Below are 26,753 nucleotides of genomic sequence, written 5' to 3'. Positions count from 1 at the left end.
TTACCGGCCACCAGCAGGTCGTCATAGCCGTCGCCGTTGATGTCGCCCAGGCGGGTGTAGACCCCTTGCTGGCCGGTGTAGCCGGACTCGGCGTCGATGCGCGCGATGGCCGGGGTCCCCCCATTGGCCGCGAAGGTGCCGTTCAGTGCGCTGTTGGTGTTGAAGGTCGGCACACCCGTCCAGGCGCCGGCCTGGCCGAACACGACGTAGCTGAAGTTGCTGTACCCCAGCACCAGGTCGTCATAGCCGTCGCCGTTGAGGTCGCCAGCGGCGCTGGCGCGGCTGAAGCCACCCAGGTCGATGGTGGACCAGTTGATCGTCTGGTCGATGCCGCTGTCGAGCGGCTGGCCGAAGTGGACGACGCCGCTGCCGGCGCTGTCCATGAAGTCGTCGTAGCCATCGCCGTTGACGTCACCCAGCGCGATCGGGCTCCACGCGGTCTGGCCGGTGGTGGTCAGCGAGGCCGTGGTCGAGTTGGCGGTGAAGGTGTACGTGGTCTGCTGGCCGGCGGTGGCGCCGTTGTCCGGCAGGTCGGACACCAGGTCCACGCCGCCATCCCAGCTGCTGGGCAGTTGGGTGCTGGTGCCCTGCAGGCCGCTGGCGTTGTTGCTGACGGAGGTATCGGTGATCGCACCCGAGACCTGGTCGACCAGCATCTGGTTGCCGCCCAGGAAGAAGTACTGGCGCCCAGCGCGGTTGTAGGCCCAGCTGTCCGCCGTGTACGAGTAGGCCCAGGGCGAGGTGGAAGCGCTGCCCGGGGCCATGTCGGCTTCGGCACCGACCCACCAGCCGTTGTAGGCCGCGTTGACGCCGTTGGCACCGGTCGGGTCGGCCCAGCTCAGCTCACCGCCCTCGGTGAAGGTGTAGCTGCGCGCCGTGTTCCACGCGCTGATGACGAAGTCGGCCTGGCCGTCACCGTCCACGTCGCCCAGGCTGCCCATGCTGTCGGCAAACTCGTCGCCCGGATCGGCGCCGCTGACCAGGCGGATCACATCGGTCTCCTGGCCCGTACCGATCAGGTTGAAATCGGTACTGCCCAAGCCGCCGGCCTGGCCGTAGACGACGTACACCGCGCCGGTGTTGCCGACGTAGGTCCACTCATTGCTTGCGCGGTAGTGGCCGGCGCTCGAGGTGTAGAGCGTCTGGCCGCCGATGAATGGCACTGACGCGTTCGGGTCATCGAAGTAGTAGTACTCCCACTGGCCCGCCTCGCGGTAGACGTAGGGCAGGTTGGTCCCTGCGACGTCGTTGTCCGCCACCGCGAAGTCGGCATAGCCATCGTGGTTGATGTCGCCCAGCGCCTCGACATAGCTGGTCGTGGGCTGCTGGTTGCTGCCGATGCTGAAGTCGACCGCATCGACACGCAGGCCGTCAGGCAGCGCCGAGGCGTTGAAATCGATCGTCGCGCCGCGGTAGGGGATGGTCCAGGTCGGTGTGGCCTGGGTGATGTCCGCATCGACCGCGACGAAGATGCCGTCGAGGGCGTAGTAGTTGTAGGTGTTGTCCGAGTTGATCAGGGACCACGGGCCTTCCAGCGTCACGCGGTCACCGACGTTGCCGTCGATCGTCAGCTGGGTCTGGGTGCCGTAGGCGGTGGAGAGCTCGCGCTCAAGCAGGTAGATCGCCTCGCGGTAGTTCAGCGTGATGGCGTTGTCACCGTCGCCGGTCAGGTCGATGCGCTCGAAGCTGCGCAGGCTGGCCCCCGCATAACCGGTGAGGTCGAGGTCGAAGCCGTGGCCGATGAACTTCAGCGTGTCGGTGCCGGTGCCGCCATCGAGCAGGATGAAGTCGAGATCGGTCAGGCCGATCGTGTCGTTGCCCTGGCCCCCGCGCAGGATGTCGGCGCCGCCCAGGCCGTAGATCTGGTCGTTGCCCTGCTGGCCGGCGAGCCGGTCGGCACCGAAGTCGCCCAGCAACGTGTCGGCCTGATCGGTGCCCACGCTCATCAGCGAGCTGCTGAAGTCGCCCCCGTTGATGACGAAGCCCTCGCCCGAGGCAAAACCGTCGCGGTCGTTGCGGGGCATGCCGAAGAACAGGTCGACGGTGCCGTCGCCGTTGAAGTCGCCGGAAGCGGCCGAGAAGCCGAGCTGCTCCTGCGGCAGGCCGCCGGTGATTTCCAGGCCCTGCTGGCCCAGCTGGGTCACGTTGAGGCTGGAGACCCAGGCCGAGCGGGCCTGGCCATACACCACGAAGGCCGAACCGGCGTCGGTGTCACCATCGTTGCTGGCCAGGTTGTCGCTGTTGGAGAGGTCGGTGTCCGGGGCGTTGCCTCCGGCGGTGATCAGCAGGTCGTCGTAGCCGTCCTTGTTCAGGTCACCGAACTCCACGACCCCCTTGAGCCAGTTGGTATTCGGGCCGTAGAACTGGACCACGCGACCAGCGGCGGCCAGGTTGGCGATGTTGAGCGTCGTGCTGGTGTTGCCGGCCTGGCCGAAGACCAGGTAGTACTTGCCGTAGACGTAGTTGTCGCCGTTGTCGCTGGGGTTGAGCGTCGGATCCCAGACCTTCATCGGGCTGCCGATGATGAAGTCCTGGATACCGTCGCCATCCACGTCACCCGCGGCCGAGACTTCCATCCCGGTCCACTCGCCCGGCTGAAGGTTGTAGTTGGTGGTGCCGTTCGGGAATTGCGCGCTGTAGCCGCTGCCATTCCAGATGTTGCCCACGTAGCTGCCCGCGTTGAGCACCCCGTCAGCGGTGATGGAGGGGGTCTGGACCCAACCCGGGTCGATCTGCGTGCCCGCCTCGGTGGCGAAGTACAGTGGCGAGCCGGAGCCGGACATGCCGGCGCCGGTGTAGTAGCGGGTGCTGGCCGCATTGCCGTCGGCGTTGCCAGCGTCCTCGCTGACGTTCTCATGCGCCGCGCGGATCGCCTGGCTGCTCACCGTCAGGTAGTAGCCCGTGGCATAGGCCAGGGTCTGGCCCGGGTTCAGCGTGACATCCGTGCCCTGGAAGCTCAGGCTGCCGCCGTGGTTGCCAAGGCCGGTCGCCACGTCGAAGCTCTCGATGAGGGTGCCCGAGCGGTTGTAGAGCTGGATGCTCTGGGTGCCGGCACTGTTCGTGCCCGCCTCGACCGACTCCGCGAAGCGGATGACGATGTTGTCGTCCAGGCCGACCGTGGTCGGGTGCTGCACGGCGTTGCCGCTGAGCGTCTGCACCGTGGTGGTCTGGGCGACGGTGGTGAAGTAGTGGCCGGTGTTGGTGTTGAGCACCAGCGCATTGCCCGAGGGGTCGCTCAGGCCGGCGGCAGCGATCGAGTACGCGGTACCGTAGGCCAGGTTCTGGCCCGGGTCGATGCGCACCGTCTGGCCACTGAGGGTCATCGTGCCCCCCAGGCTGCCGGTGAAGGTGTAGGAGCCATCGGCACCGGCCGTGGGCGCACTGCTCCACGAGAAGGTCTCGACGGCAGCGCCGGCGTAGCTGTTGTACAGCTTGATCGACACGCTGCCGCTGGCACCCGGCACGAGCGACTCGGACGCCTTGAAGACGATGTCCGACTCCACCGACACGTTGGTCGCACCATTGCTGGTGCTGTTGGTGAAGGCCGTGGAGGCGCTGCCGAGGTTGTAGGCCACCAGCTGCGGCGCCAGGGTGTCGGCCGCGGAGGTGGTGGTGAAGGTGAAGCTGGCATCGGCCGCGTCGAGGCTGTTGCCCGAGCCGTCCTTGATGCCCACCAGTTCCACCGTGTAGGTGGTGTTGCGGGCGAAGGTGAAGCCGGGGTCGATCTCGAAGCCGGTGCTGTCGGTGGTGGTCGGCGCCGCCGAGGTGGTGTTGATGTCCGGGCGCGACTCGTCGACATTGGTCGGCTTGATGCCGCCGCCCAGGCTGCCACGGCCGGTCTGCAGGTCGAAGCTCTCGACCACCGTGCCATCGGGCCGCCGGATGAGGATCTGGCCGTAGGGGCGCACCGCCTCGTCGAAGGCGAAGTACAGCTTGAAGTCCGCTTCGCTGCGGTAGTCCACCGAGGTGGCGGTGGACGAGATGTCGACGTTGTTGCTGGCGCGCACGTCGCTGGCGTCGAAGGCGTACGGCGCAGAGATGTCGCCGCTGGTCAGCGTGCCATACAGCATGCTGATGTCGCCCTGGTTGGCAGGAGTGCCGTAGTAGGTGGCGTAGGTCGTCGGCTGCGCGTCGTAGGTGGTGTTGCTGTTGGCGAACACCTCCAGATAGGCCGCGCGCAGGTTGGGCGAGCTGCTGTCGCCGTTGCTGCCGGTGGTGAAGCTCCACGCGGTGCTGTCGCTGATGCCGGCGAAGGGGTTGCCGCTCAGGTCGGTGACCGCGCCGGCATCCACCTTGACGTAGTAGTCGGTGCTGGAGGACAGCGGGTTGACCGGGTTGACCACCACGGAGGAGCCGCTGACCCAGGCCCGGCCGCCGAGGTTGCCCATGCCGGTGGCCACGTCGAAGCGCTCGACCAGCACGTCACTGCCCGCACGGTACAGGCCGACGAAGCCGCTGCTGCCGAACTGCACGCCCTCGTTGAAGTTCAGCTGCAGGTTGCTGTTGACCGCCACGCCGCTGGCGTCGTCGCTCGGCGACAGGCTGCTCAGCAGCGGGTTGACATGGTCACGCTGGACCACGGTGGTGTTGGACCAGCCCTGCTCCTTGCCGTAGATGAGGTAGCCACTGCCGCTGTAGTCGGTCTGGCTGGAGCTGCCGGTGGTGACCGAGTTGACATAGCCGGGGCCACCGACGACGAAGTCGGCGAAGCCGTCACCGTTGATGTCGCCCAGGCCGGAGATGTCGACGCCGACGTTGGTGCGGTTGGCACCGTCGGAGCCGATCTTGATCCAGCGGTTGGTCTGTGCTGCGGTCGTGTTGATGTTGTCGGCATGGGTGCCGCCAAACACCAGATAGACCTCGCCCTGGCCGCTGTTGGCAAAGGAGTTGCCCACCGCGAAGTCGGCGTAGCCGTCGCCGTTGACGTCGCCCACCGCCGAGATCGAGGTGTAGCGCTCGTCCGGGAAGCCGGTGAAGGTCATCGTGAAGCCGCTGGACGCGCCCGGCGTGAAGCTCGCCAGGTTGACGTTGTCCCACTCGGTGCGGCCATAGACGACGGTCAGCGAGTTCGGATTGCCGTTGGTGGTGGCCAGGTCGCCGATGCCGTCGCCGTTGATGTCGCCGATGGTGGAGACACCGAAGTTGTACGAGTTCCAGTTGGCGTTCTGGTAGTTCGTGTTGGTGATGTCGTCGAGCGTGACGCCATTGCCTGTGATCTGGAAGCCGCGGGTGCCCAGGTTCGACAGGTCGATCTGGCCAGCCATCGAGTCGGTGCCGAACACCACGTAGGCGCCGTCCACCTTGTTGATGACCAGGTCGTCGAGGCCGTCCTTGTTGATGTCGCCGGCATTGCCGACCTTCCAGCCGGTGTACTGCTCGATGCCGGAGGCCACCAGGTATGCGCCGTCGTCATAGGCGACGGAGAACGCGCTCATCTGCAGGGTCGGGTCGATCTTGGTGACCGTCACCTCCGGCGCGTAGTACAGGCGTGCGCCGTTGTCAGCCACCAGCTCCTTGTAGACGACGCCGTTGTAGGTCACGCTCGGCGCGGTGGCCACGTCGCTCCAGGCGCCGTAGAGGTTGATGCTGTCCTTGTTGCTGCCCGAGACGACCAGCAGGCCGTCCGAGTCGGTCATCTCCAGCACCTTTTCCGGGGTCAGGATCAGGGTATTGGCGTAGGCGTCGTCGTTGGTGGTGGTCGAGTCCTGGCGCAGGTCGATCTCTTCGACGCCCGTCAGCGCCGTCTTGGCCAGCAGCGCGGTGTTGATCGTCGCGTTGGCGTTCAGCTCGAAGTAGGTCTTGTCGTAGCCACGGCCACCGTCCACGCCGACGAAGTTCATGCTCGTCAGGCGGATGACGTCGTCGCCATCCCCCGAGGAGGCACCGTCAGCGAAGTTCGTGACGGTGGTGTCGTCCGCCCCTGAGGTCCCCATGATCACCGCGCCACCCAGCTCGTTGGTGATCGCGACCGTGACCTCCTGGGCCACTGCGACGATGGCGTCGTTCTTCTGGAAGACGGTGTAGATCTTGCCTTCGAGGTCGGACTCGATGCCCAGCGTCGCCCAGTTGCCGTACAGCTTGACGACGTCGTTGAGGTCACCCGTGACGGTGATACGCCCGGAGTCGGACATCGCCATCACCGAGGCCTCGTCCAGACGCACGGTCTGGTTGCCGTGGCCACGCAGGTCGATGGCCTCAAAGCCGTCCACGCGGCCCAGCCCACCGGTGGTCAGCGCCACGCCGGTCAGGTCCACGTCGCCCGAGGCGGTGTTGGTGCGGCTGGCGGTGCTGGCCGCACCACCGTCGACGGTGTCGGCATCGGTGATGACCAGGGTGTCGGTGCCGGTGCCGCCGAAGACACGCAGGTCATTGCGGTCATAGACCACCCGGTCGTCGCCGCTGCCGGCGTAGACGATGTCGGCGCCCGCGCCGGCATCGACGGTGTCGTTGCCGGCGCCGGCCTTGACAGCGTCCTGGCCCGAGGTCCCGCTCAGGCTGTCGGACGCGCTGGTGGCATCACCGTCGTCGGTGATGACCTGCTTGACGGTCGCGCCGGTGACGGTGAAGGTCTGCGCCGCCGGATCACCGTCGACAAAGACGGTGTCATCGCTGCCACCGGTGATCGCCAGGCTGGCGCCGCCCAGTGCCGCCGCGCTGGCGGCATCGAGGATCAGGACGTTGGCACCGCTGCCGTCGATGTCCAGGTTCTCGAAGCTCGACAGCGTGGGCTGCAGCGCGCCGTCGGCCGGACGGCCGGCTTCCTGCAGGTCGATGATCTCGCCCGCGGTCTCCAGGGTCAGCGTGTCGCTGTCCAGGGCACCGGCCGCGTCGTCGGCATTGCCGCCGTGCAGCGCGACATCGGTCGCGTCGAAGACCACGGTGTCGTTGCCGTCGCCGCCATAGACCAGGTCGGCACCACCGGCACCGGACAAGGTGTCGTCACCGCCACGGCCTTCGACCAGGTCCGCGCCGGCACCGCCGGTCAGCGAATCCGCCAGCACCGGATCGCCGACGAGCTGGTCGCCCTTGACCACGCGCAGGCCGGCCAGCACCGTGACGATGGAGCCGTCGCTCGCGTAAGAAATGAACTTGTTGTAGGTGATGCCGGCCACCAGCTCGGAGCCGCGCGCTTCCCAGCCCTCGCCGGCCAGGCGCACCGAGTCCCCGCCGTCGCCCTGGATGATGATGGTGTCGGTATCGGTGGAAAGCGCCTGGACATCGTCCGGGTTCAGCACCACGGTGTTGTTGCCGCTGCCGGTCAGGTCGATGGTCTCGATGCCGGTGATCACGCCATTGGCCACCGTCGTCAGGTCGACGGTGACGCCGCTGCCGCGGATCTGCAGGGTGTCGGAGCCGGCACCGCCCGAGACCACGCCGTCGGCGGCGTCGTACACCAGCACGTCGTCGCCAGCGCCACCCAGCAGGGTGTCGTTGCCGGCGCCGCCGTCCAGGCTGTCGTTGCCGCGCAGGGCATCGAGGGTCTGGTCGCCAGCGCCCGACACCATGATGTCGCGCTCGCTGCTGTCGTGGCCGGTGTAGGTGATGCTCACCGGCACCGCGTTGGCCACGTGGACCGTGGCGGTCTGGCCGTCGGCCGTCACCAGCGTGTAGGTGGTGGCGCTGCCATCATTGGCACCCTTGACCCAGTTGCCCTGCAGGGCCACGGTGTCGCCAGCGCCGCCCAGCACAGTGACCGGATCGCCACCGTTGAGCGCCAGGATGTCACTGGCCCCCGCGTTGAAGGCCACGTTGTTGCCGCTGCTCACCAGATCGATGGTGGCCAGGCTCTGCAGCACGGCGTCATCGACCGTGGTGAGGTTCAGGGTGGACTCGTTGTCCACCAGCAGGGTGTCGTTGCCATCGCCGCCATCGACCACCAGGTCGGCGGCGTCGTAGACCAGCACGTCATCGCCGGCATCGCCGCGCAGCACGTCGGCGCCAGCCAGGCCATCGACGGTGTCGTTACCGGCCAGGCCACGCACCAGGTCGGCGTTGGCCGTGCCACTGACCAGGGTGTCGTCGCCCGGGGTGCCGATCAGGGCAGCCTCCACGGTCACGGCATCGGCCACCAGCAACGTGACGGTGTCGCCCGTGCCGGAGTCCGTGTAGATCCAGGTGGTGTAGCCGCTGGTGCTGTCCGGGTTGACCTCGGTCAGGTTGGTCAGGTAGACCTTGTCGCCCGCGTTGCCGGTGACGGTCAGCGTGCCGGTGCTGCCGACCAGGTCGATCAGCGCCACCTCGTTGAGCACCAGGGTGTTGTTGCCCGTACCGCCGCTGGTACGGCCGGTGATGTCGATGACCTCGACGTTGGCAATGTCCGGGCGGACGCCGCCAGCAGCAGGGCGCGCCACGGCACCCAGGTCGATCACCACGGCATCGGCCGTGCTGCCCAGTGCCAGGGTATCGGTGCCGGCACCGCCGTCGACCGACACGTCGGTGGCGTCGTAGATCAGCAGGTCGTTGCCATCGCCGCCCAGCAGGGTGTCTTCACCGAGGCCGCCCCCCAGGGTGTCGTTGCCGGCGCCACCGCTGACGGTGTCATTGCCGTCGCCGCCGCCCAGCGTGTCGTTGCCGGTCCCGCCGGTGTATTCGATGGCCAGCTCGATGGCCGGGTCGATCAGCACGGTGGCGGTCTGGCCGCTGACCGGATCGACCAGGGTGTACTTCAGGTAGGGCTCGCTGGCGCCACCGGCATAGCTCACCGGTTGGGTGCCCGCGCTCACCCAGTTGCCACTGAGGGTGACCACGTCGCCCACGTCCCCGTGCACCTTCAGGGTGTCGGTGGTGCTGGAGAAGGCGACCACCGAGGCGGCATCCAGGCGGAGGCTCTGCACGCCGTCGCCGCTGAGGTCGATCTCCTCGAAGCCGGCGATCTGGCTGCCGGCCAGCGTGGTCAGGTCCACGGTGGTGGTGCTGGTGATGTCCAGCACGTCCTGGCCTTCGCCAGCATCGACGGTGTCCGCCGCGTCGAAGCGCACGGTGTCGTTGCCCAGGCCGGTGCCGATCTGGTCGCCACCGGCGCCGCCGTCCACGTAGTTGGCCGACCCGCTGCCGGTGATGGTGTCGTTGCCGGCACCGCCGAGCACGTTCTCGAACTCGCTGAAACTGTCGTCGCCGCTGCCGGTCCCGCTGGCCAGGCCGGTGTCGAGATTGACGCTGACACCCGCCGTCTCGGCACGGTAGTCGAGCGTGTCCACGCCGCTGCCACCGGTCAGGGTGTCGTTGCCCGTGCCGCCGATCACGGTGTCGTCGCCGGAGCCGGCCTGCACCACGTCGGCGCCTTCGCCCGCGTCGATGCTGTCATTGCCCGCGCCACCCAGCAGCGTGTCGTCACCACTGCCGCCCGTGATGGTGTCAGCGCCGTCGCCGGCGTCCACGCTGTCACGGCCCGCGCCGGCCGACAGGCTGTCGTTGCCGGTGCCGCCAATCACGGTGTCATCGCCATCGCCAGCGATCACCAGGTCGTCGCCTGCGCCGGCTTCGAGGCTGTCGGCACCGCTGCCGGTCTCGTCATTGGCCTCGCCGCCATACAGGCTGTCGTTGCCGGCTCCGCCGACCAGGCTGTCGCTGCCCGAGCCGCCTTCCAGGCTGTCTTCGCCGGTGCCGCCATCGCCGATGTCGTCGCCCGCGCCGGCCACGAAGGTGTCGTTGCCACCGTTGCCCTGGTATTCGTCGCTGCCCGCCGTGCCGACCGTCAGCTCCGGCAGTTCGCCCGAGCGGAAGATGAAACCAACCGAGACGCCCTGCTGAACCCTCACCGTGGTCACGCCGCCGGCCACGCTGTAGGCATAGACGTTGTAGGTGATGCCGTCCACCGTTTCGGTGCCGGTCGGGGTGGTCGGCCAGTTGGCGCCCACCAGGCGGATGCTGTCGTCCACACCGCCCTTGACGGTCAGGGTGCCGCCGGTCGGGCCGGTGCCGTCGCCGGTCAGGGCGCGGATGTCGGCGTCCGAGAGCTTGATGACCTGGGCACCGCTGGCCGAGATGTCCACGACCTCGAACTGGGTGAAGACCTCGTCGCGGGTCACGGTCAGGTCGAGCAGGCTCAGGCCGCTGGCGATGGACAGGGTGTCGGTGCCCGCACCGCCGGAGACGGCGGCGTCGTTCTCGTCGAACACCACGACATCGTCACCCGCACCGCCATCGATGCTGTCAGCGCCCCCGCCGCCCACGATCAGGTTGCTGCCGCTGCTGCCGGTGATGGTGTCGGCGCCGCCGGAGCCGACCACGTTCTCGATGCCAACCAGGGTGTCGCTGCCCGCCGTGGAGCCAGTGGCACCGACCACGTTGCCGGCGGCCAGGTCGATCGTCAGCGGACCGCTCACGTCGTCGTACACCGCGGTGTCGTTGCCCGCGCCGCCGACCAGACTGTCGTTGCCCGCGCCACCGCGCAGGCTGTCGTCACCGGCACCGCCATCGAGCGTGTCAGCGCCGCCGTTGCCCCACAGCTGGTTGGCCGCGGCGTCACCGGTCAGGCTGTCGGCACCGCTGCCGCCGGCCACGTCCTCGATTTCGACCAGGGCGTCGCTGCCGCTGTCGGCCCCGCTGGCGGTGCCCGCCGACAGGTCGACCGTGGTGGCGCTGGTGCTGGCGCTGAAGTCGGCCAGGTCGCGGCCACTGCCACCGACCAGCGAGTCGGCGCCCGTGCCGCCCACCAGGGTGTCGGCATCCGCACCGCCGCGCAGGGTGTCGTCGCCAGCGTCGCCGACCAGGTGGTCGGCACCAGCGGCGCCATCCAGCAAGTTGGCGTCGCTGCTGCCATAGAGCGCGTCGCCCGCGTTGCCGCCGACCACGGTCTCAAAGCCGCTCAGGGTGTCCACCTCGCTGCCCGAGCGGGCGCTGGAGGCGGCCACCGACAGCGCGTTGTGCGTCAGCGCGGCATTGGTCAGGTTGACCACCACGGCGCTGCTGCTGCCGGCGAAGCTCAGGGTGTCGCTGCCCGCACCGCCCTGCAGGGTGTCGTTGCCCGCACCGCCGCTGATCACGTCGTCACCGGCGTTGCCCTGGATCAGGTTGGCGCCGGCATTGCCGCTGAGCGCGTCATTGCCACTGCCACCGGCGATGTTCTCGAGGTCGGTCAGGGTGTCGGTCGTGCCGCTGCCATCGGTGGCCGTGCCGCCAGCCAAGTCCACGGTGACGGCATTGGACTCGCTGCCATAGTCCGCGGTGTCGTTGCCGCTGCCGCCGTCCAGCGTGTCGTTGCCGGCGCCGCCGCGCAGCTTGTCGTTGCCGCCCTCGCCGCGCAGCAGGTCCGCACCGCTGCCACCGACCAGGGTGTCGGCGTCACCGCCGGCCAGGATCGTGTCGTTGCCGGCACCGCCGTCGAGCAGGTTGAAGCTGTCGTCGCCGGTGATCAGGTCATTGCCGCCACCGCCGACCAGGTTCTCGATGTTGCTGAGGCTGTCGCTGCCGGTGTCGGTGCCCGTGCTGCTGCCCGGGGCACCCAGGCTGACCGTCAGGTCACCTGTCTCGTCGCTGTAGTCGGCCGTGTCGATGCCCACGCCGCCATCGAGCACGTCATTGCCGGCACCACCCATGAGGGTGTCGGAGCCGTCATTGCCATTGAGGGTGTCGTTGCCGCCGTGGCCTTCGATGATGTCCGCCGCCAGACCGCCATTGAGCAGGTTGGCGTTGTCATTGCCGATCTGGGTGATGGCCAGGGTGACCTGGTTCTGGATGTACAGCCGCACCGCGGTCGAACCCGCGTCATTGGCGGTGCTGGCGTACGTCACGTAGCCGGAGACCTGGTTGGCCGGGGTGGTGTCGATCGCCCAGGTGCCCACCAGGTTGACGGTGTCCAGGTCATCGCCGTTGACGTACAGGACGTGCGGCGACGCGGTCATCGCCAGCACGGCATCCTCGGTGAGGTCGATCTGGCTGCCGCTGCTGCCATTCAGCGTGACGATCTCGACGTTGCCCACGTTCAGCGGGCCCGCCGCGGCCAGGGCGCCGAAGTCCACGTTGGCATCGTTGACGATCAGGGTGTCGATGCCTGCACCGCCGTCGATCAGGACATCGGCCGCGTCGTAGACCAGCGTGTCGTTGCCCGCGCCACCCGCCACGCTGTCACTGCCTGTGCCGGCGTCGAGCGAGTCGTTGCCGCCGCTGCCGGTCAGGGTGTCATCACCGGCACCGCCGGTCAGCTGGTTGCTGTCGCTGCCACCGGACTCGCCGGCCACCAGCAGGTCGTTGCCCAGGCCGCCGGTCAACGTGTCGTTGCCGGCACCGCCGCGCAATTCATCGTGGCCCGCACCGCCATCGAGGGTGTCGTCCCCGGCGGAACCCGCCAGCGTGTCGTCACCGTCCTCGCCCGCCAGGCTGTCGTTGCCGTTGCCGCCATCGACCGAGTCGTTGCCGCTGCCCGCGCGCACCGTGTCATTGCCGGCACCGCCGAACACGGTGTCATCGCCAGCGCCGGCGTTGATGCTGTCGTCGTCCGGTGTCAGCGCACCGCCGCTCACCGTGTCGGCCGCATCGCCGCCATGGATCAGGTCGTTGTCGTCGCCGCCGTCCAGGCTGTCGTTGCCGGTACTGCCTTCCAGGCTGTCCGCCCCCGCGCCACCGCCCAGCGTGTCATTGCCCGCGCCACCCAGCAGGGTGTCGTCGCCGGCCTCGCCCTGCAGCGAGTCATTGCCGGCATCGCCGCGGACCGAGTCGTTCCCGTCACCGCCCAGGAGGGTGTCGTGACCATCGTCCCCGGACACCGAATCGTTGCCGGCGCCCGCCAGGACCGAGTCATTGCCCAGACCACCCCCAATGGTGTCGTGTCCCGCGTCGCCCACCAGGGTGTCGTTGCCCGCCGCACCGACGATGGAGTCGTCGCCCGTGGCGCCGACCAGCGAGTCGTGGCCGCTGCCGCCCTCGATGAAGATGGAGGCATTCACCTCGGCCTGCACTTCCACCGTGTAGCCGCCGCTGGTGTAGACGTGGAAGGTCACACCGTCGCGCACCACATCGGCCGCCGTCGACCAGCCGTCCCGGAAGACCAGCGCATCACCCGCCCCGCCGATCACCGTCAGCGTGGTGTTGACGCCATCCAACATGGCGATCACGTCCGCCAGCTTGAGTTGCACCGTCTGCGCCGTCACGGCGGTCAGGTCCAGCACCTCGATGTTGCGCAGCAGCGCATCGCTGACGGCCTGGAGGTCCAGGCTCGCCGCATCGATGCGCAGGGTGTCGACACCCGCGCCCCCATCGATCAGCGCATCGCTGCCATCGAACACCAGGGTGTCATTGCCCGCACCACCGCGCAGCGAATCGGTGCCAGCGCCGCCTTCGAGCAAGTCGTCGCCGTCGTCGCCGCCAAGCGTGTCGTTGCCCGCGCCGCCGTCGAGGTTGTCGTTGCCGGTGCCACCGCCCAGGCTGTCGCTGCCGGCGCCGCCGCCAACGCTGTCGTCACCCGCGCCGCCGTCGAGCGTGTCGCTGCCGGTGTCGTTGGCGTCACCGCCGATCAGGGTGTCGTTGCCCTGGCCGCCGCTGACGGAGTCGTTGCCTTCGCCACCGTCCAGGCTGTCGTCGCCCGTGTCGTTGGCGTCACCGCCCGTCAGGGTGTCGTCCCCCGCACCGCCGGTGGCCGTGTCATTGCCTTCGCCGCCGTCGACGCTGTCGTTGCCCGCGCCGCCGTCGAGGTTGTCGTTGCCCGTGCCACCGCCCAGGCTGTCGTTGCCCGCGCCGCCGCCAACGCTGTCGTCACCTGCGCCACCGTCGAGCGTGTCGCTGCCGGTGTCGTTGGCGTCACCGCCGACCAGGGTGTCGTTGCCCTGGCCACCGCTGACGGAGTCGTTGCCTTCGCCACCGTCCAGGCTGTCGTCGCCCGTGTCGTTGGCGTCACCGCCCGTCAGGGTGTCGTCACCGGCACCGCCGGTGGCCGTGTCGCTGCCTTCGCCGCCGTCGACGCTGTCGTTGCCGGCACCGCCGCCAACGTTGTCGTCACCTGCGCCGCCGTCGAGCGTGTCGCTGCCGGTGTCGTTGGCGTCACCGCCGACCAGGGTGTCGTTGCCCTGGCCGCCGCTGACGGAGTCGTTGCCTTCGCCACCGTCCAGGCTGTCGTCGCCCGTGTCGTTGGCGTCACCGCCCGTCAGGGTGTCGTCCCCCGCACCGCCGGTGGCCTTGTCATTGCCTTCGCCGCCGTCGACGCTGTCGTTGCCCGCGCCGCCGTCGAGGTTGTCGTTGCCCGTGCCACCGCCCAGGCTGTCGTTGCCCGCGCCGCCGCCAACGCTGTCGTCACCTGCGCCACCGTCGAGCGTGTCGCTGCCGGTGTCGTTGGCGTCACCGCCGACCAGGGTGTCGTTGCCCTGGCCACCGCTGACGGAGTCGTTGCCTTCGCCGCCGTCCAGGCTGTCATCGCCCGTGTCGTTGGCGTCACCGCCCGTCAGGGTGTCGTCGCCCGCACCGCCCAGCGCGGTGTCGCTGCCTTCGCCGCCGTCGACGCTGTCGTTGCCCGCGCCGCCGTCGAGGTTGTCGTTGCCCGTGCCACCGCCCAGGCTGTCGTTGCCGGCACCGCCGCCAACGTTGTCGTCACCTGCGCCGCCGTCGAGCGTGTCGCTGCCGGTGTCGTTGGCGTCACCGCCGACCAGGGTGTCGTTGCCCTGGCCGCCGCTGACGGAGTCGTTGCCTTCGCCACCGTCCAGGCTGTCGTCGCCCGTGTCGTTGGCGTCACCGCCCGTCAGGGTGTCGTCCCCCGCACCGCCGGTGGCCGTGTCATTGCCTTCGCCGCCGTCGACGCTGTCGTTGCCCGCGCCGCCGTCGAGGTTGTCGTTGCCCGTGCCACCGCCCAGGCTGTCGTTGCCCGCGCCGCCGCCAACGCTGTCGTCACCTGCGCCACCGTCGAGCGTGTCGCTGCCGGTGTCGTTGGCGTCACCGCCGACCAGGGTGTCGTTGCCCTGGCCACCGCTGACGGAGTCGTTGCCTTCGCCGCCGTCCAGGCTGTCATCGCCCGTGTCGTTGGCGTCACCGCCCGTCAGGGTGTCGTCGCCCGCACCGCCCAGCGCGGTGTCGCTGCCTTCGCCGCCGTCGACGCTGTCGTTGCCCGCGCCGCCGTCGAGGTTGTCGTTGCCCGTGCCACCGCCCAGGCTGTCGTTGCCCGCGCCGCCGCCAACGCTGTCGTCACCTGCGCCACCGTCGAGCGTGTCGCTGCCGGTGTCGTTGGCGTCACCGCCGACCAGGGTGTCGTTGCCCTGGCCACCGCTGACGGAGTCGTTGCCTTCGCCACCGTCCAGGCTGTCGTCGCCCGTGTCGTTGGCGTCACCGCCCGTCAGGGTGTCGTCACCGGCACCGCCGGTGGCCGTGTCGCTGCCTTCGCCGCCGTCGACGCTGTCGTTGCCCGCGCCGCCGTCGAGGTTGTCGTTGCCCGTGCCACCGCCCAGGCTGTCGTTGCCCGCGCCGCCGCCAACGCTGTCGTCACCTGCGCCACCGTCGAGCGTGTCGCTGCCGGTGTCGTTGGCGTCACCGCCGACCAGGGTGTCGTTGCCCTGGCCACCGCTGACGGAGTCGTTGCCTTCGCCGCCGTCCAGGCTGTCATCGCCCGTGTCGTTGGCGTCACCGCCCGTCAGGGTGTCGTCGCCCGCACCGCCCAGCGCGGTGTCGCTGCCTTCGCCGCCGTCGACGCTGTCGTTGCCCGCGCCGCCGTCGAGGTTGTCGTTGCCCGTGCCGCCATCCAGGTTGTCATTGCCGGTGCCACCGTCGAGCGTGTCGTTGCCCGTGCCACCGCCCAGGCTGTCGTTGCCGGCACCGCCGCCAACGCTGTCGTCACCCGCGCCGCCGTCGAGCGTGTCGCTGCCGGTGTCGTTGGCGTCACCGCCGATCAGGGTGTCGTTGCCCTGGCCGCCGCTGACGGAGTCGTTGCCTTCGCCACCGTCCAGGCTGTCGTCGCCCGTGTCGTTGGCGTCACCGCCCGTCAGGGTGTCGTCCCCCGCACCGCCGGTGGCCGTGTCATTGCCTTCGCCGCCGTCGACGCTGTCGTTGCCCGCGCCGCCGTCGAGGTTGTCGTTGCCCGTGCCACCGCCCAGGCTGTCGTTGCCGGCACCGCCGCCAACGCTGTCGTCACCCGCGCCGCCGTCGAGCGTGTCGCTGCCGGTGTCGTTGGCGTCACCGCCGATCAGGGTGTCGTTGCCCTGGCCGCCGCTGACGGAGTCGTTGCCTTCGCCACCGTCCAGGCTGTCGTCGCCCGTGTCGTTGGCGTCACCGCCCGTCAGGGTGTCGTCCCCCGCACCGCCGGTGGCCGTGTCATTGCCTTCGCCGCCGTCGACGCTGTCGTTGCCCGCGCCGCCGTCGAGGTTGTCGTTGCCCGTGCCACCGCCCAGGCTGTCGTTGCCCGCGCCGCCGCCAACGCTGTCGTCACCTGCGCCACCGTCGAGCGTGTCGCTGCCGGTGTCGTTGGCGTCACCGCCGACCAGGGTGTCGTTGCCCTGGCCACCGCTGACGGAGTCGTTGCCTTCGCCACCGTCCAGGCTGTCGTCGCCCGTGTCGTTGGCGTCACCGCCCGTCAGGGTGTCGTCACCGGCACCGCCGGTGGCCGTGTCGCTGCCTTCGCCGCCGTCGACGCTGTCGTTGCCCGCGCCGCCGTCGAGGTTGTCGTTGCCCGTGCCACCGCCCAGGCTGTCGTTGCCCGCGCCGCCGCCAACGCTGTCGTCACCTGCGCCACCGTCGAGCGTGTCGCTGCCGGTGTCGTTGGCGTCACCGCCGACCAGGGTGTCGTTGCCCTGGCCACCGCTGACGGAGTCGTTGCCTTCGCCGCCGTCCAGGCTGTCATCGCCCGTGTCGTTGGCGTCACCGCCCGTCAGGGTGTCGTCGCCCGCACCGCCCAGCGCGGTGTCGCTGCCTTCGCCGCCGTCGACGCTGTCGTTGCCCGCGCCGCCGTCGAGGTTGTCGTTGCCCGTGCCACCGCCCAGGCTGTCGTTGCCGGCACCGCCGCCAACGTTGTCGTCACCTGCGCCGCCGTCGAGCGTGTCGCTGCCGGTGTCGTTGGCGTCACCGCCGACCAGGGTGTCGTTGCCCTGGCCGCCGCTGACGGAGTCGTTGCCTTCGCCACCGTCCAGGCTGTCGTCGCCCGTGTCGTTGGCGTCACCGCCCGTCAGGGTGTCGTCCCCCGCACCGCCGGTGGCCGTGTCATTGCCTTCGCCGCCGTCGACGCTGTCGTTGCCCGCGCCGCCGTCGAGGTTGTCGTTGCCCGTGCCACCGCCCAGGCTGTCGTTGCCCGCGCCGCCGTCCAGGCTGTCGTTGCCGGTACCGCCGTCGAGCGTGTCCGTGCCCGCGCCACCCAGCAGGGTGTCGTTGCCGCCACCACCGCCCAGGCTGTCGTTGCCCTGGCCACCGCTGACGGAGTCGTTGCCTTCGCCACCGTCCAGGCTGTCGTCGCCCGTGTCGTTGGCATCCCCGCCCGTCAGGGTGTCGTCACCCGCACCGCCCAGCGCGGTGTCGCTGCCTTCGCCGCCATCGACGCTGTCGTCGCCCGCGCCGCCGTCCAGGCTGTCGTTGCCGGTACCGCCGTCGAGCGTGTCGTCGCCCGATTCGCCCGACACTGTGTCGTTGCCCTCTCCGCCGTCGACGATGTCGTCTCCCAGGCCGCCGTCCACGCTGTCGTTGCCCGCTGCGCCTTCCACGCTGTCGTCGCCAACGCCCGCGTCGACGGTGTCTTCCCCGTCTCCACCACGCGTCGTGTCGTTGCCTTCTCCGCCGCTGATCACGTCGTTGCCGGTGCCGCCATCGACCGTGTCGTCGCCCGATTCGCCCGACACCGTGTCGTCTCCCGAGCCACCACCCGCGTAGTCGTTGCCTTCTCCGCCCGCAACCGTGTCGTTGCCCTCTCCGCCGTCGACGATGTCGTCTCCCAGGCCGCCGTCCACGCTGTCGTTGCCCGCTGCGCCTTCCACGCTGTCGTCGCCAACGCCCGCGTCGACGGTGTCTTCCCCGTCTCCACCACGCGTCGTGTCGTTGCCTTCTCCGCCGCTGATCACGTCGTTGCCGGTGCCGCCATCGACCGTGTCGTCGCCCGATTCGCCCGACACCGTGTCGTCTCCCGAGCCACCACCCGCGTAGTCGTTGCCTTCTCCGCCCGCAACCGTGTCGTTGCCCTCTCCGCCGTCGACGATGTCGTCTCCCAGGCCGCCGTCCACGCTGTCGTTGCCCGCTGCGCCTTCCACGCTGTCGTCGCCAACGCCCGCGTCGACGGTGTCTTCCCCGTCTCCACCACGCGTCGTGTCGTTGCCTTCTCCGCCGCTGATCACGTCGTTGCCGGTGCCGCCATCGACCGTGTCGTCGCCCGATTCGCCCGACACCGTGTCGTCTCCCGAGCCACCACCCGCGTAGTCGTTGCCTTCTCCGCCCGCAACCGTGTCGTTGCCCTCTCCGCCGTCGACGATGTCGTCTCCCAGGCCGCCGTCCACGCTGTCGTTGCCCGCTGCGCCTTCCACGCTGTCGTCGCCAACGCCCGCGTCGACGGTGTCTTCCCCGTCTCCACCACGCGTCGTGTCGTTGCCTTCTCCGCCGCTGATCACGTCGTTGCCGGTGCCGCCATCGACCGTGTCGTCGCCCGATTCGCCCGACACCGTGTCGTCTCCCGAGCCACCACCCGCGTAGTCGTTGCCTTCTCCGCCCGCAACCGTGTCGTTGCCCTCTCCGCCGTCGACCGAGTCGTTGCCTTCACCGCCCCCCAGGGAGTCGTTGTCGGATCCGCTTACCAGCGTGTCGTCGCCTGCGCCGCCTTCGGCGACCGTGCTCAGTTGCATGTGCGCCGCGACGCGAATGGTGAGTCCGTCACGCTCGAAGACCCTGAAACTGACACCGTCAACAACCTGAGCGGTCATTTCGACCCAGGTGTCGGCAAAGGTCAGCGCATCTTCGGCATCGCCAAGCACGGTCAGCGTGCCGCTCGCTCCAGCCAGTGCCAGCACGTCGCTGACACCAAGCGTCACCATATTGCTTCCGCTCACACCGCTCGACGCACGCAGGTCCAGTTGCTCAATGCCGACCACCGTCGCGTCGTCGATAGTGGCGAAGTCCACCACGGCGTCTCGAATGATCAGACGGTCGTTGCCCGCACCGCCGTCGATCAGTGCGTCTGCAGCGTCGTAGTGATCGATGACATCGTCGCCTTCACCGCCGCTGATCTCGTCTGCACCGTCTCCGCCCTGAAGCGTGTCATCCCCCGCACCGCCATCGAGCGTGTCGTTGCCAGAACCACCTTGCACGGTGTCGTCGCCGCTGCCGCCGGAGACGCTGTCGTCACCAGCACCGCCGTCGACGTTGTCGTCGCCTGAGCCACCCTGGGCCGTGTCGTTGCCCGCGCCACCCGAGACGCTGTCGTTGCCTTCGCCGCCGTCCAGATCATCCGACCCGGTGTCGGTCTGGTCGTCGCCACCAGTGACGGTGTCGTTGCCAGAACCACCTTGCACGGTGTCGTTGCCGGTGCCTCCACCAACGCTGTCGTCACCGGCACCGCCGTCGACGTTGTCGTCGCCTGACCCACCTTGGGCCGTGTCGTTGCCCGCGCCGCCGCTGACCGAGTCGTTGCCTTCGCCGCCGTCCAGGTCGTCCGAGCCGGTGTCGCTGTCGTCATCGCCACCGGTGACGGTGTCGTTGCCCGAACCACCTTGCACGGTGTCGTTGCCGCTGCCGCCGGAGACGCTGTCGTCACCGGCGCCGCCGTCGACGTTGTCGTTGCCCGACCCACCCTGGGCCGTGTCGTTGCCAGCACCGCCGGAAACGCTGTCGTCACCGGCACCGCCGTCAACGTTGTCGTCGCCTGACCCACCTTGGGCCGTGTCGTTGCCGGCGCCACCCGAGACGCTGTCGTTGCCTTCGCCACCGTCCAGATTGTCCGCGCCGGTGTCGGTCTGGTCGTCGCCGCCGGTCACGGTGTCGTTGCCCGTGCCACCTTGCACGGTGTCGTCACCGGTGCCACCACCGACGCTGTCGTCACCTTCGCCGCCGTCAACGTTGTCGTTGCCCGACCCACCTTGGGCCGTGTCGTTGCCCGCGCCGCCGCTGACTGAGTCGTTGCCTTCGCCGCCGTCCAGGTCGTCCGAGCCGGTGTCGCTGTCGTCATCGCCACCGGTGACGGTGTCGTTGCCCGAACCACCTTGCACGGTGTCGTTGCCGCTGCCGCCGGAGACGCTGTCATCACCGGCGCCGCCGTCGACGTTGTCGTTGCCCGACCCACCTTGGGCCGTGTCGTTGCCCGCGCCGCCGCTGACCGAGTCGTTGCCTTCGCCGCCGTCCAGGTCGTCCGACCCGGTGTCGCTGTCGTCGTCGCCACCGGTGACGGTGTCGTTGCCCGTGCCACCTTGCACCGTGTCGTTGCCCGTGCCGCCGGAGACGCTGTCGTCACCGGCACCGCCGTCGACGTTGTCGTCGCCTGACCCACCTTGGGCCGTGTCGTTGCCGGCTCCGCCGCTGACCGAGTCGTTGCCTTCGCCGCCGTCCAGGTCGTCCGAGCCGGTGTCGGTCTGGTCGTCGCCACCGGTCACGGTGTCGTTGCCGCTACCACCTGAGACGCTGTCGTCACCGGCACCGCCGTCGACGCTGTCGTTGCCCGACCCACCCTGGGCCGTGTCGTTGCCCGCGCCACCAGTGACGGTGTCGTTGCCAGAACCACCTTGCACGGTGTCGTTGCCGCTACCACCTGAGACGCTGTCGTCACCGGCACCGCCGTCGACGTTGTCGTCGCCTGAGCCACCCTGGGCCGTGTCGTTGCCCGCGCCACCCGAGACGCTGTCGTTGCCTTCGCCGCCGTCCAGATCATCCGACCCGGTGTCGCTGTCGTCGTCGCCACCTTGCACGGTGTCGTTGCCGCTACCACCTGAGACGCTGTCGTCACCGGCACCGCCGTCGACGTTGTCGTCGCCCGACCCACCCTGGGCCGTGTCGTTGCCCGCGCCGCCGCTGACCGAGTCGTTACCGGCGCCACCCGAGACGCTGTCGTTGCCTTCGCCGCCGTCCAGGTTGTCCGCGCCGGTGTCGCTGTCGTCGTCGCCACCGGTGACGGTGTCGTTGCCCGTGCCACCTTGCACGGTGTCATCGCCGCTACCACCTGAAACGCTGTCGTCACCGGCACCGCCGTCGACGTTGTCGTCGCCTGAGCCACCCTGGGCCGTGTCGTTGCCCGCGCCACCCGAGACGCTGTCGTTGCCTTCGCCGCCGTCCAGGTCGTCCGACCCGGTGTCGCTGTCGTCGTCGCCACCGGTGACGGTGTCGTTGCCCGTGCCACCTTGCACGGTGTCATCGCCGCTACCACCTGAGACGCTGTCGTCACCGGCACCGCCGTCGACGTTGTCGTCGCCCGACCCACCCTGGGCCGTGTCGTTGCCCGCGCCACCCGAGACGCTGTCGTTGCCAGAACCACCTTGCACGGTGTCGTTGCCCGTGCCACCGGAGACGCTGTCATCACCGGCACCGCCGTCGACGTTGTCGTTGCCTGAGCCACCTTGAGCCGTGTCGTTGCCCGCGCCACCCGAGACGCTGTCGTTGCCTTCGCCGCCGTCCAGGTCGTCCGCGCCGGTGTCGCTGTCGTCGTCGCCACCGGTGACGGTGTCGTTGCCAGAACCACCCTGCACGGTGTCATCGCCGCTGCCACCGGAGACGCTGTCGTCACCGGCACCGCCGTCGACGTTGTCGTCGCCCGACCCACCCTGGGCCGTGTCGTTGCCCGCGCCACCCGAGACGCTGTCGTTGCCTTCGCCACCGTCCAGGTTGTCCGCGCCGGTGTCGCTGTCGTCGTCGCCACCGGTGACGGTGTCGTTGCCAGAACCACCCTGCACGGTGTCATCGCCGCTGCCACCGGAGACGCTGTCGTCACCGGCACCGCCGTCGACGTTGTCGTCACCCGTGCCGCCCTGGGCCGTGTCGTTGCCGGCGCCACCCGAGACGCTGTCGTTGCCTTCGCCGCCGTCCAGGTTGTCCGCGCCGGTGTCGCTGTCGTCGTCGCCACCGGTGACGGTGTCGTTGCCCGTGCCACCTTGCACCGTGTCGTTGCCGCTACCACCTGAGACGCTGTCGTCACCGGCACCGCCGTCGACGTTGTCGTCGCCCGACCCACCCTGGGCCGTGTCGTTGCCCGCGCCACCCGAGACGCTGTCGTTGCCTTCGCCACCGTCCAGGTTGTCCGCGCCGGTGTCGCTGTCGTCGTCGCCACCGGTGACGGTGTCGTTGCCAGAACCACCCTGCACGGTGTCATCGCCGCTGCCACCGGAGACGCTGTCGTCACCGGCACCGCCGTCGACGTTGTCGTCGCCTGACCCACCTTGGGCCGTGTCGTTGCCCGCGCCACCCGAGACGCTGTCGTTGCCTTCGCCGCCGTCCAGGTCGTCCGCGCCGGTGTCGCTGTCGTCGTCGCCACCGGTGACGGTGTCGTTGCCCGTGCCACCTTGCACCGTGTCGTTGCCGCTACCACCTGAGACGCTGTCGTCACCGGCACCGCCGTCGACGCTGTCGTTGCCTGAGCCACCTTGAGCCGTGTCGTTGCCCGCGCCACCCGAGACGCTGTCGTTGCCTTCGCCACCGTCCAGATCATCCGACCCGGTGTCGGTCTGGTCGTCGCCACCCGTCACGGTGTCGTTGCCAAAACCACCTTGCACGGTGTCATCGCCGCTGCCGCCGGAGACGCTGTCGTCACCGGCACCGCCGTCGACGTTGTCGTTGCCTGAGCCACCTTGAGCCGTGTCGTTGCCCGCGCCACCCGAGACGCTGTCGTTGCCTTCGCCGCCGTCCAGGTTGTCCGCGCCGGTGTCGCTGTCGTCGTCGCCACCGGTCACGGTGTCGTTGCCCGTGCCACCCAGCACGGTGTCGTTGCCGGTGCCACCACCGACGCTGTCGTCACCCTCACCGCCGTCAACGTTGTCGTCGCCCGACCCACCTTGGGCCGTGTCGTTGCCGGCGCCACCGCTGACCGAGTCGCTGCCTTCGCCACCGTCCAGGTCGTCGGAGCCGGCGTCGTCACCGCCGGTGACGGTGTCATTGCCCGCGCCACCCTGCACGGTGTCGTTGCCGGCGCCACCACCGACGCTGTCGTCACCCTCGCCGCCGTCGACGTTGTCGTCGCCCGTGCCGCCCTGGGCCGTGTCGTTCCCTGCGCCGCCGCTGACCGAGTCGTTGCCTTCGCCACCGTCCAGGTCGTCGGAGCCGGCGTCGTCGCCGCCGGTCACCGTGTCGTTACCCGTGCCGCCTTGCACGGTGTCGTTGCCGGTGCCGCCACCGACGCTGTCGTCACCCTCGCCGCCGTCAACGTTGTCGTCGCCCGACCCACCTTGGGCCGTGTCGTTGCCAGCTCCGCCGGAAACGCTGTCGTTGCCTTCGCCGCCATCCAGGTCATCGGACCCGCTGTCGTCGCCGCCGGTGACGGTGTCGTTGCCGGTGCCACCACCGACGCTGTCATCCCCTTCGCCGCCGTCGACGTTGTCGTCGCCCGTGCCGCCCTGGGCCGTGTCGTTCCCTGCGCCGCCGCTGACCGAGTCGTTGCCTTCGCCACCGTCCAGGTCGTCGGAGCCGGCGTCGTCGCCGCCGGTCACCGTGTCGTTACCCGTGCCGCCTTGCACGGTGTCGTTGCCGGTGCCGCCACCGACACTGTCGTCACCCTCGCCGCCGTCAACGTTGTCGTCGCCCGTGCCGCCTGCAGCCGTGTCGTTGCCGGCACCACCGCTGACTGAGTCGTTGCCTTCGCCACCGTCCAGGTCGTCGGAGCCGGCGTCGTCACCGCCCGTCACGGTGTCGTTGCCCGATCCGCCTTGAACGGTGTCGTCGCCGGTGCCACCACCGACGCTGTCATCCCCCTCGCCGCCGTCGACGTTGTCGTCGCCCGTGCCGCCCTGGGCCGTGTCGTTCCCTGCGCCGCCGCTGACCGAGTCGTTGCCTTCGCCGCCGTCCAGGTCGTCCGCGCCGGTGTCGCTGTCGTCGTCGCCACCGGTGACGGTGTCGTTGCCCGCGCCACCTTGCACGGTGTCATCGCCGCTGCCGCCGGAGACGCTGTCGTCACCGGCACCGCCGTCGACGTTGTCGTTGCCCGACCCACCCTGGGCCGTGTCGTTGCCCGCGCCACCCGAGACGCTGTCGTTGCCTGTGCCACCTTGCACGGTGTCGTTGCCGGCGCCACCACCGACGCTGTCGTCACCCTCGCCGCCGTCAACGTTGTCGTCGCCCGTGCCGCCTGCAGCCGTGTCGTTGCCAGCTCCGCCGGAAACGCTGTCGTTGCCTTCGCCGCCGTCCACATCGTCGGAGCCGCTGTCGTCACCGCCGGTCACCGTGTCGTTACCCGTGCCGCCATGCACGGTGTCGTTGCCAGTGCCACCACCGACACTGTCGTCACCCTCGCCGCCGTCAACGCTGTCGTCTCCGGTGCCGCCTGCAGCCGTGTCGTTGCCAGCTCCGCCGGCAACGCTGTCGCTGCCTTCGCCGCCGTCCACATCGTCGGAGCCGCTGTCGTCGCCACCCGTCACGGAGTCGTTGCCCGTGCCGCCTTGCACGGTGTCGTTGCCGGTGCCACCACCGACGCTGTCGTCACCCTCGCCGCCGTCAACGTTGTCGTCGCCTGAGCCACCTTGAGCCGTGTCGTTGCCAGCTCCGCCGGAAACGCTGTCGTTGCCTTCGCCGCCATCCAGGTCGTCAGAGCCGGCATCGTCGCCACCCGTCACGGTGTCGTTACCCGTGCCGCCCTGCACGGTGTCGTTGCCAGTGCCGCCACCAACGCTGTCGTCACCCTCGCCGCCGTCAACGTTGTCGTCTCCGGTGCCGCCTGCAGCCGTGTCGTTGCCAGCTCCGCCGGAAACGCTGTCGCTGCCTTCGCCGCCATCCAGGTCATCAGACCCGCTGTCGTCGCCACCGGTCACGGTGTCGTTGCCCGTGCCACCTTGCACGGTGTCATCGCCGCTGCCGCCGGAGACGCTGTCGTCACCGGCACCGCCGTCGACGTTGTCGTCGCCCGACCCACCCTGGGCCGTGTCGTTGCCCGCGCCACCCGAGACGCTGTCGTCGCCTTCGCCGCCGTCCAGATCATCCGACCCGGTGTCGTCGCCGCCGGTCACGGTGTCATTGCCCGTGCCACCCTGCACGGTGTCGTGGCCAGCGCCACCACCGACACTGTCGTCACCCTCGCCGCCGTCGACGTTGTCGTCGCCCGACCCACCTTGGGCCGTGTCGTTGCCGGCTCCACCCGAGACGCTGTCGTTGCCTTCGCCACCGTCGACACTGTCATCACCCAATCCACCGTCGACCGAGTCACCACCGGTACCACCGACAACAGAGTCACTGGAGCTGCCCCCTGCGATGGGCAGGTTGTCCACCAGGTCTACGGTGACGCTGCCCACCCCAACAGTGCCGTTGAGGACATCCACGATCGTGACCTGGACCGGGGCCGAGACATCACGCACCGTGTCGGGCCGCAGCGGCACGTCGAAGCTCACTTCCGTCGTGCCGGGTTGGACCACCACTTGGTAGGTTCCGTCAGCCACACGCCCGGCAGCGGCGCCAGAGTCGACCCTCAATGTGACGGTCACTGGCTGGGTCGTGGCCGCGGAAAGGCGCAGGACGTAGTGAATCGGGCCGACCTGTTCGTCCACGGACGCTGTCAGGGCGACGAGCGTTACCGCCGGAATCACTGCTGGCGTGTTCTCGGCAGCTGACGTGCCCCGCCCGCCGGCAGACGTGCCGCCCGCACTGCCGGTTCCGCCATCGCCGGATATGCCTGCATTCGAGCCAGCAGAGGGGTTCCCTGAGGATGGGGAAGTTCCGCCGCTCGACCCACTGGAGGCCTGCGACGATCCGGAGAAGGCGCCCTGACTCAGGCTCGGCGTCGCACCGCCATCCGTGCCGGACAGCGCAGCACCCACCGCCGGTGTGCCGCTGAACCCGCTGTTGGAGGAGGGGCTCGCAGGACTGGGCGTGTTCGAGGAGCTGGGTGAACCGGCGGCTTCTGCGCCGGAAGCCGCCCCGGCCGGGCCGGAGCCGAGCAGACTGGCGATGGGCTGCGTCTGCTCGCTGCGCGCGACGACCGCACCGGCATCTCCGGTGCTGCTGCCGGACGCGTTGTTCAGTACGACACCGTCGCGCGGAACGGCGAGGTTGGTGGTCGTACCAGCCGCGTCCTGAAAGGAGACGGTCCCGGCAGCGGCCGGAGCGGCGGCATTGCCGGCTGTGCCCAGCACGACGACGGTGGTTTCGCCGGACTGCGGCGCCACATTGATGCCCACCCCAGCGCCTTGGGAGGCCAACTTGCCTGCAGGCGTGTCGATGATCACGCGGGACATGGCATCAGACGCACCATCCACGGTCAGTGCGCCCCCCGAAACCTTGACGAACATGGTTTCGCCGGAACCGCCCGTGCCGGAGTCGGATGTGAGCGTGACGGAGGCCTTCTCGCCGAGAGCCAGTGCCACGCTCTTGCCATCACGGGTCTGGAGTTGCAGCTTCACCCCCGCGGTTTCGGTCTGAACTTCATCACCAGCCAGAAGGGTGTCGCCGGCGCGCAATTGCAGGCGCTGACCGGCCCGCACCACCGTCACGCCTCCCGCGGCTTCCTGGATCCGCCCCACAGCGGTTTCGGCACGGGCATCCGTCGCAGCCGGGTCTGCTGGCTGGGCAGGATCTGCTTGAGCCAACACCGCCGGCGCCCCTTGTGCCTGCAGCAGGAGTTCCAGCTGGGCCCGCACCTCAGGGCTGAGCTGAGCCTGCAACTGCTCCAGCAGCGTGGCCTCGTTCAAGGCACCGTCCAGACGCAGCGTGCTCCCATCTGCCAGAGTCAGCAGCAGATCCGGGCCACTGGCAGACAC

1 protein-coding gene (only partly in view) is annotated in these 26,753 nt (G+C 69.4%); it reads right to left on the bottom strand.

Features of this window, described 5'->3' with window-relative positions; genetic code table 11:
• A protein-coding gene (locus tag NGK70_RS03015) for an Ig-like domain-containing protein (RefSeq protein ID WP_310742575.1) crosses the window boundary here: on the bottom strand, positions 1–26,753 show its 5' portion. Its footprint begins 9,727 nt before the window's first position; the window shows 26,753 of its 36,480 coding nt (coding positions 1–26,753); it begins with the start codon at positions 26,751–26,753; the stop codon falls past the left edge of the window.

Origin of the sequence: Sphaerotilus microaerophilus (genome assembly GCF_023734135.1) — a bacterium.
Taxonomy (GTDB): domain Bacteria; phylum Pseudomonadota; class Gammaproteobacteria; order Burkholderiales; family Burkholderiaceae_C; genus Sphaerotilus; species Sphaerotilus microaerophilus.
The sequence above is the reverse complement of the archived record's forward strand: the minus strand, read 5'-3'. Positions and strand labels throughout refer to the sequence as shown.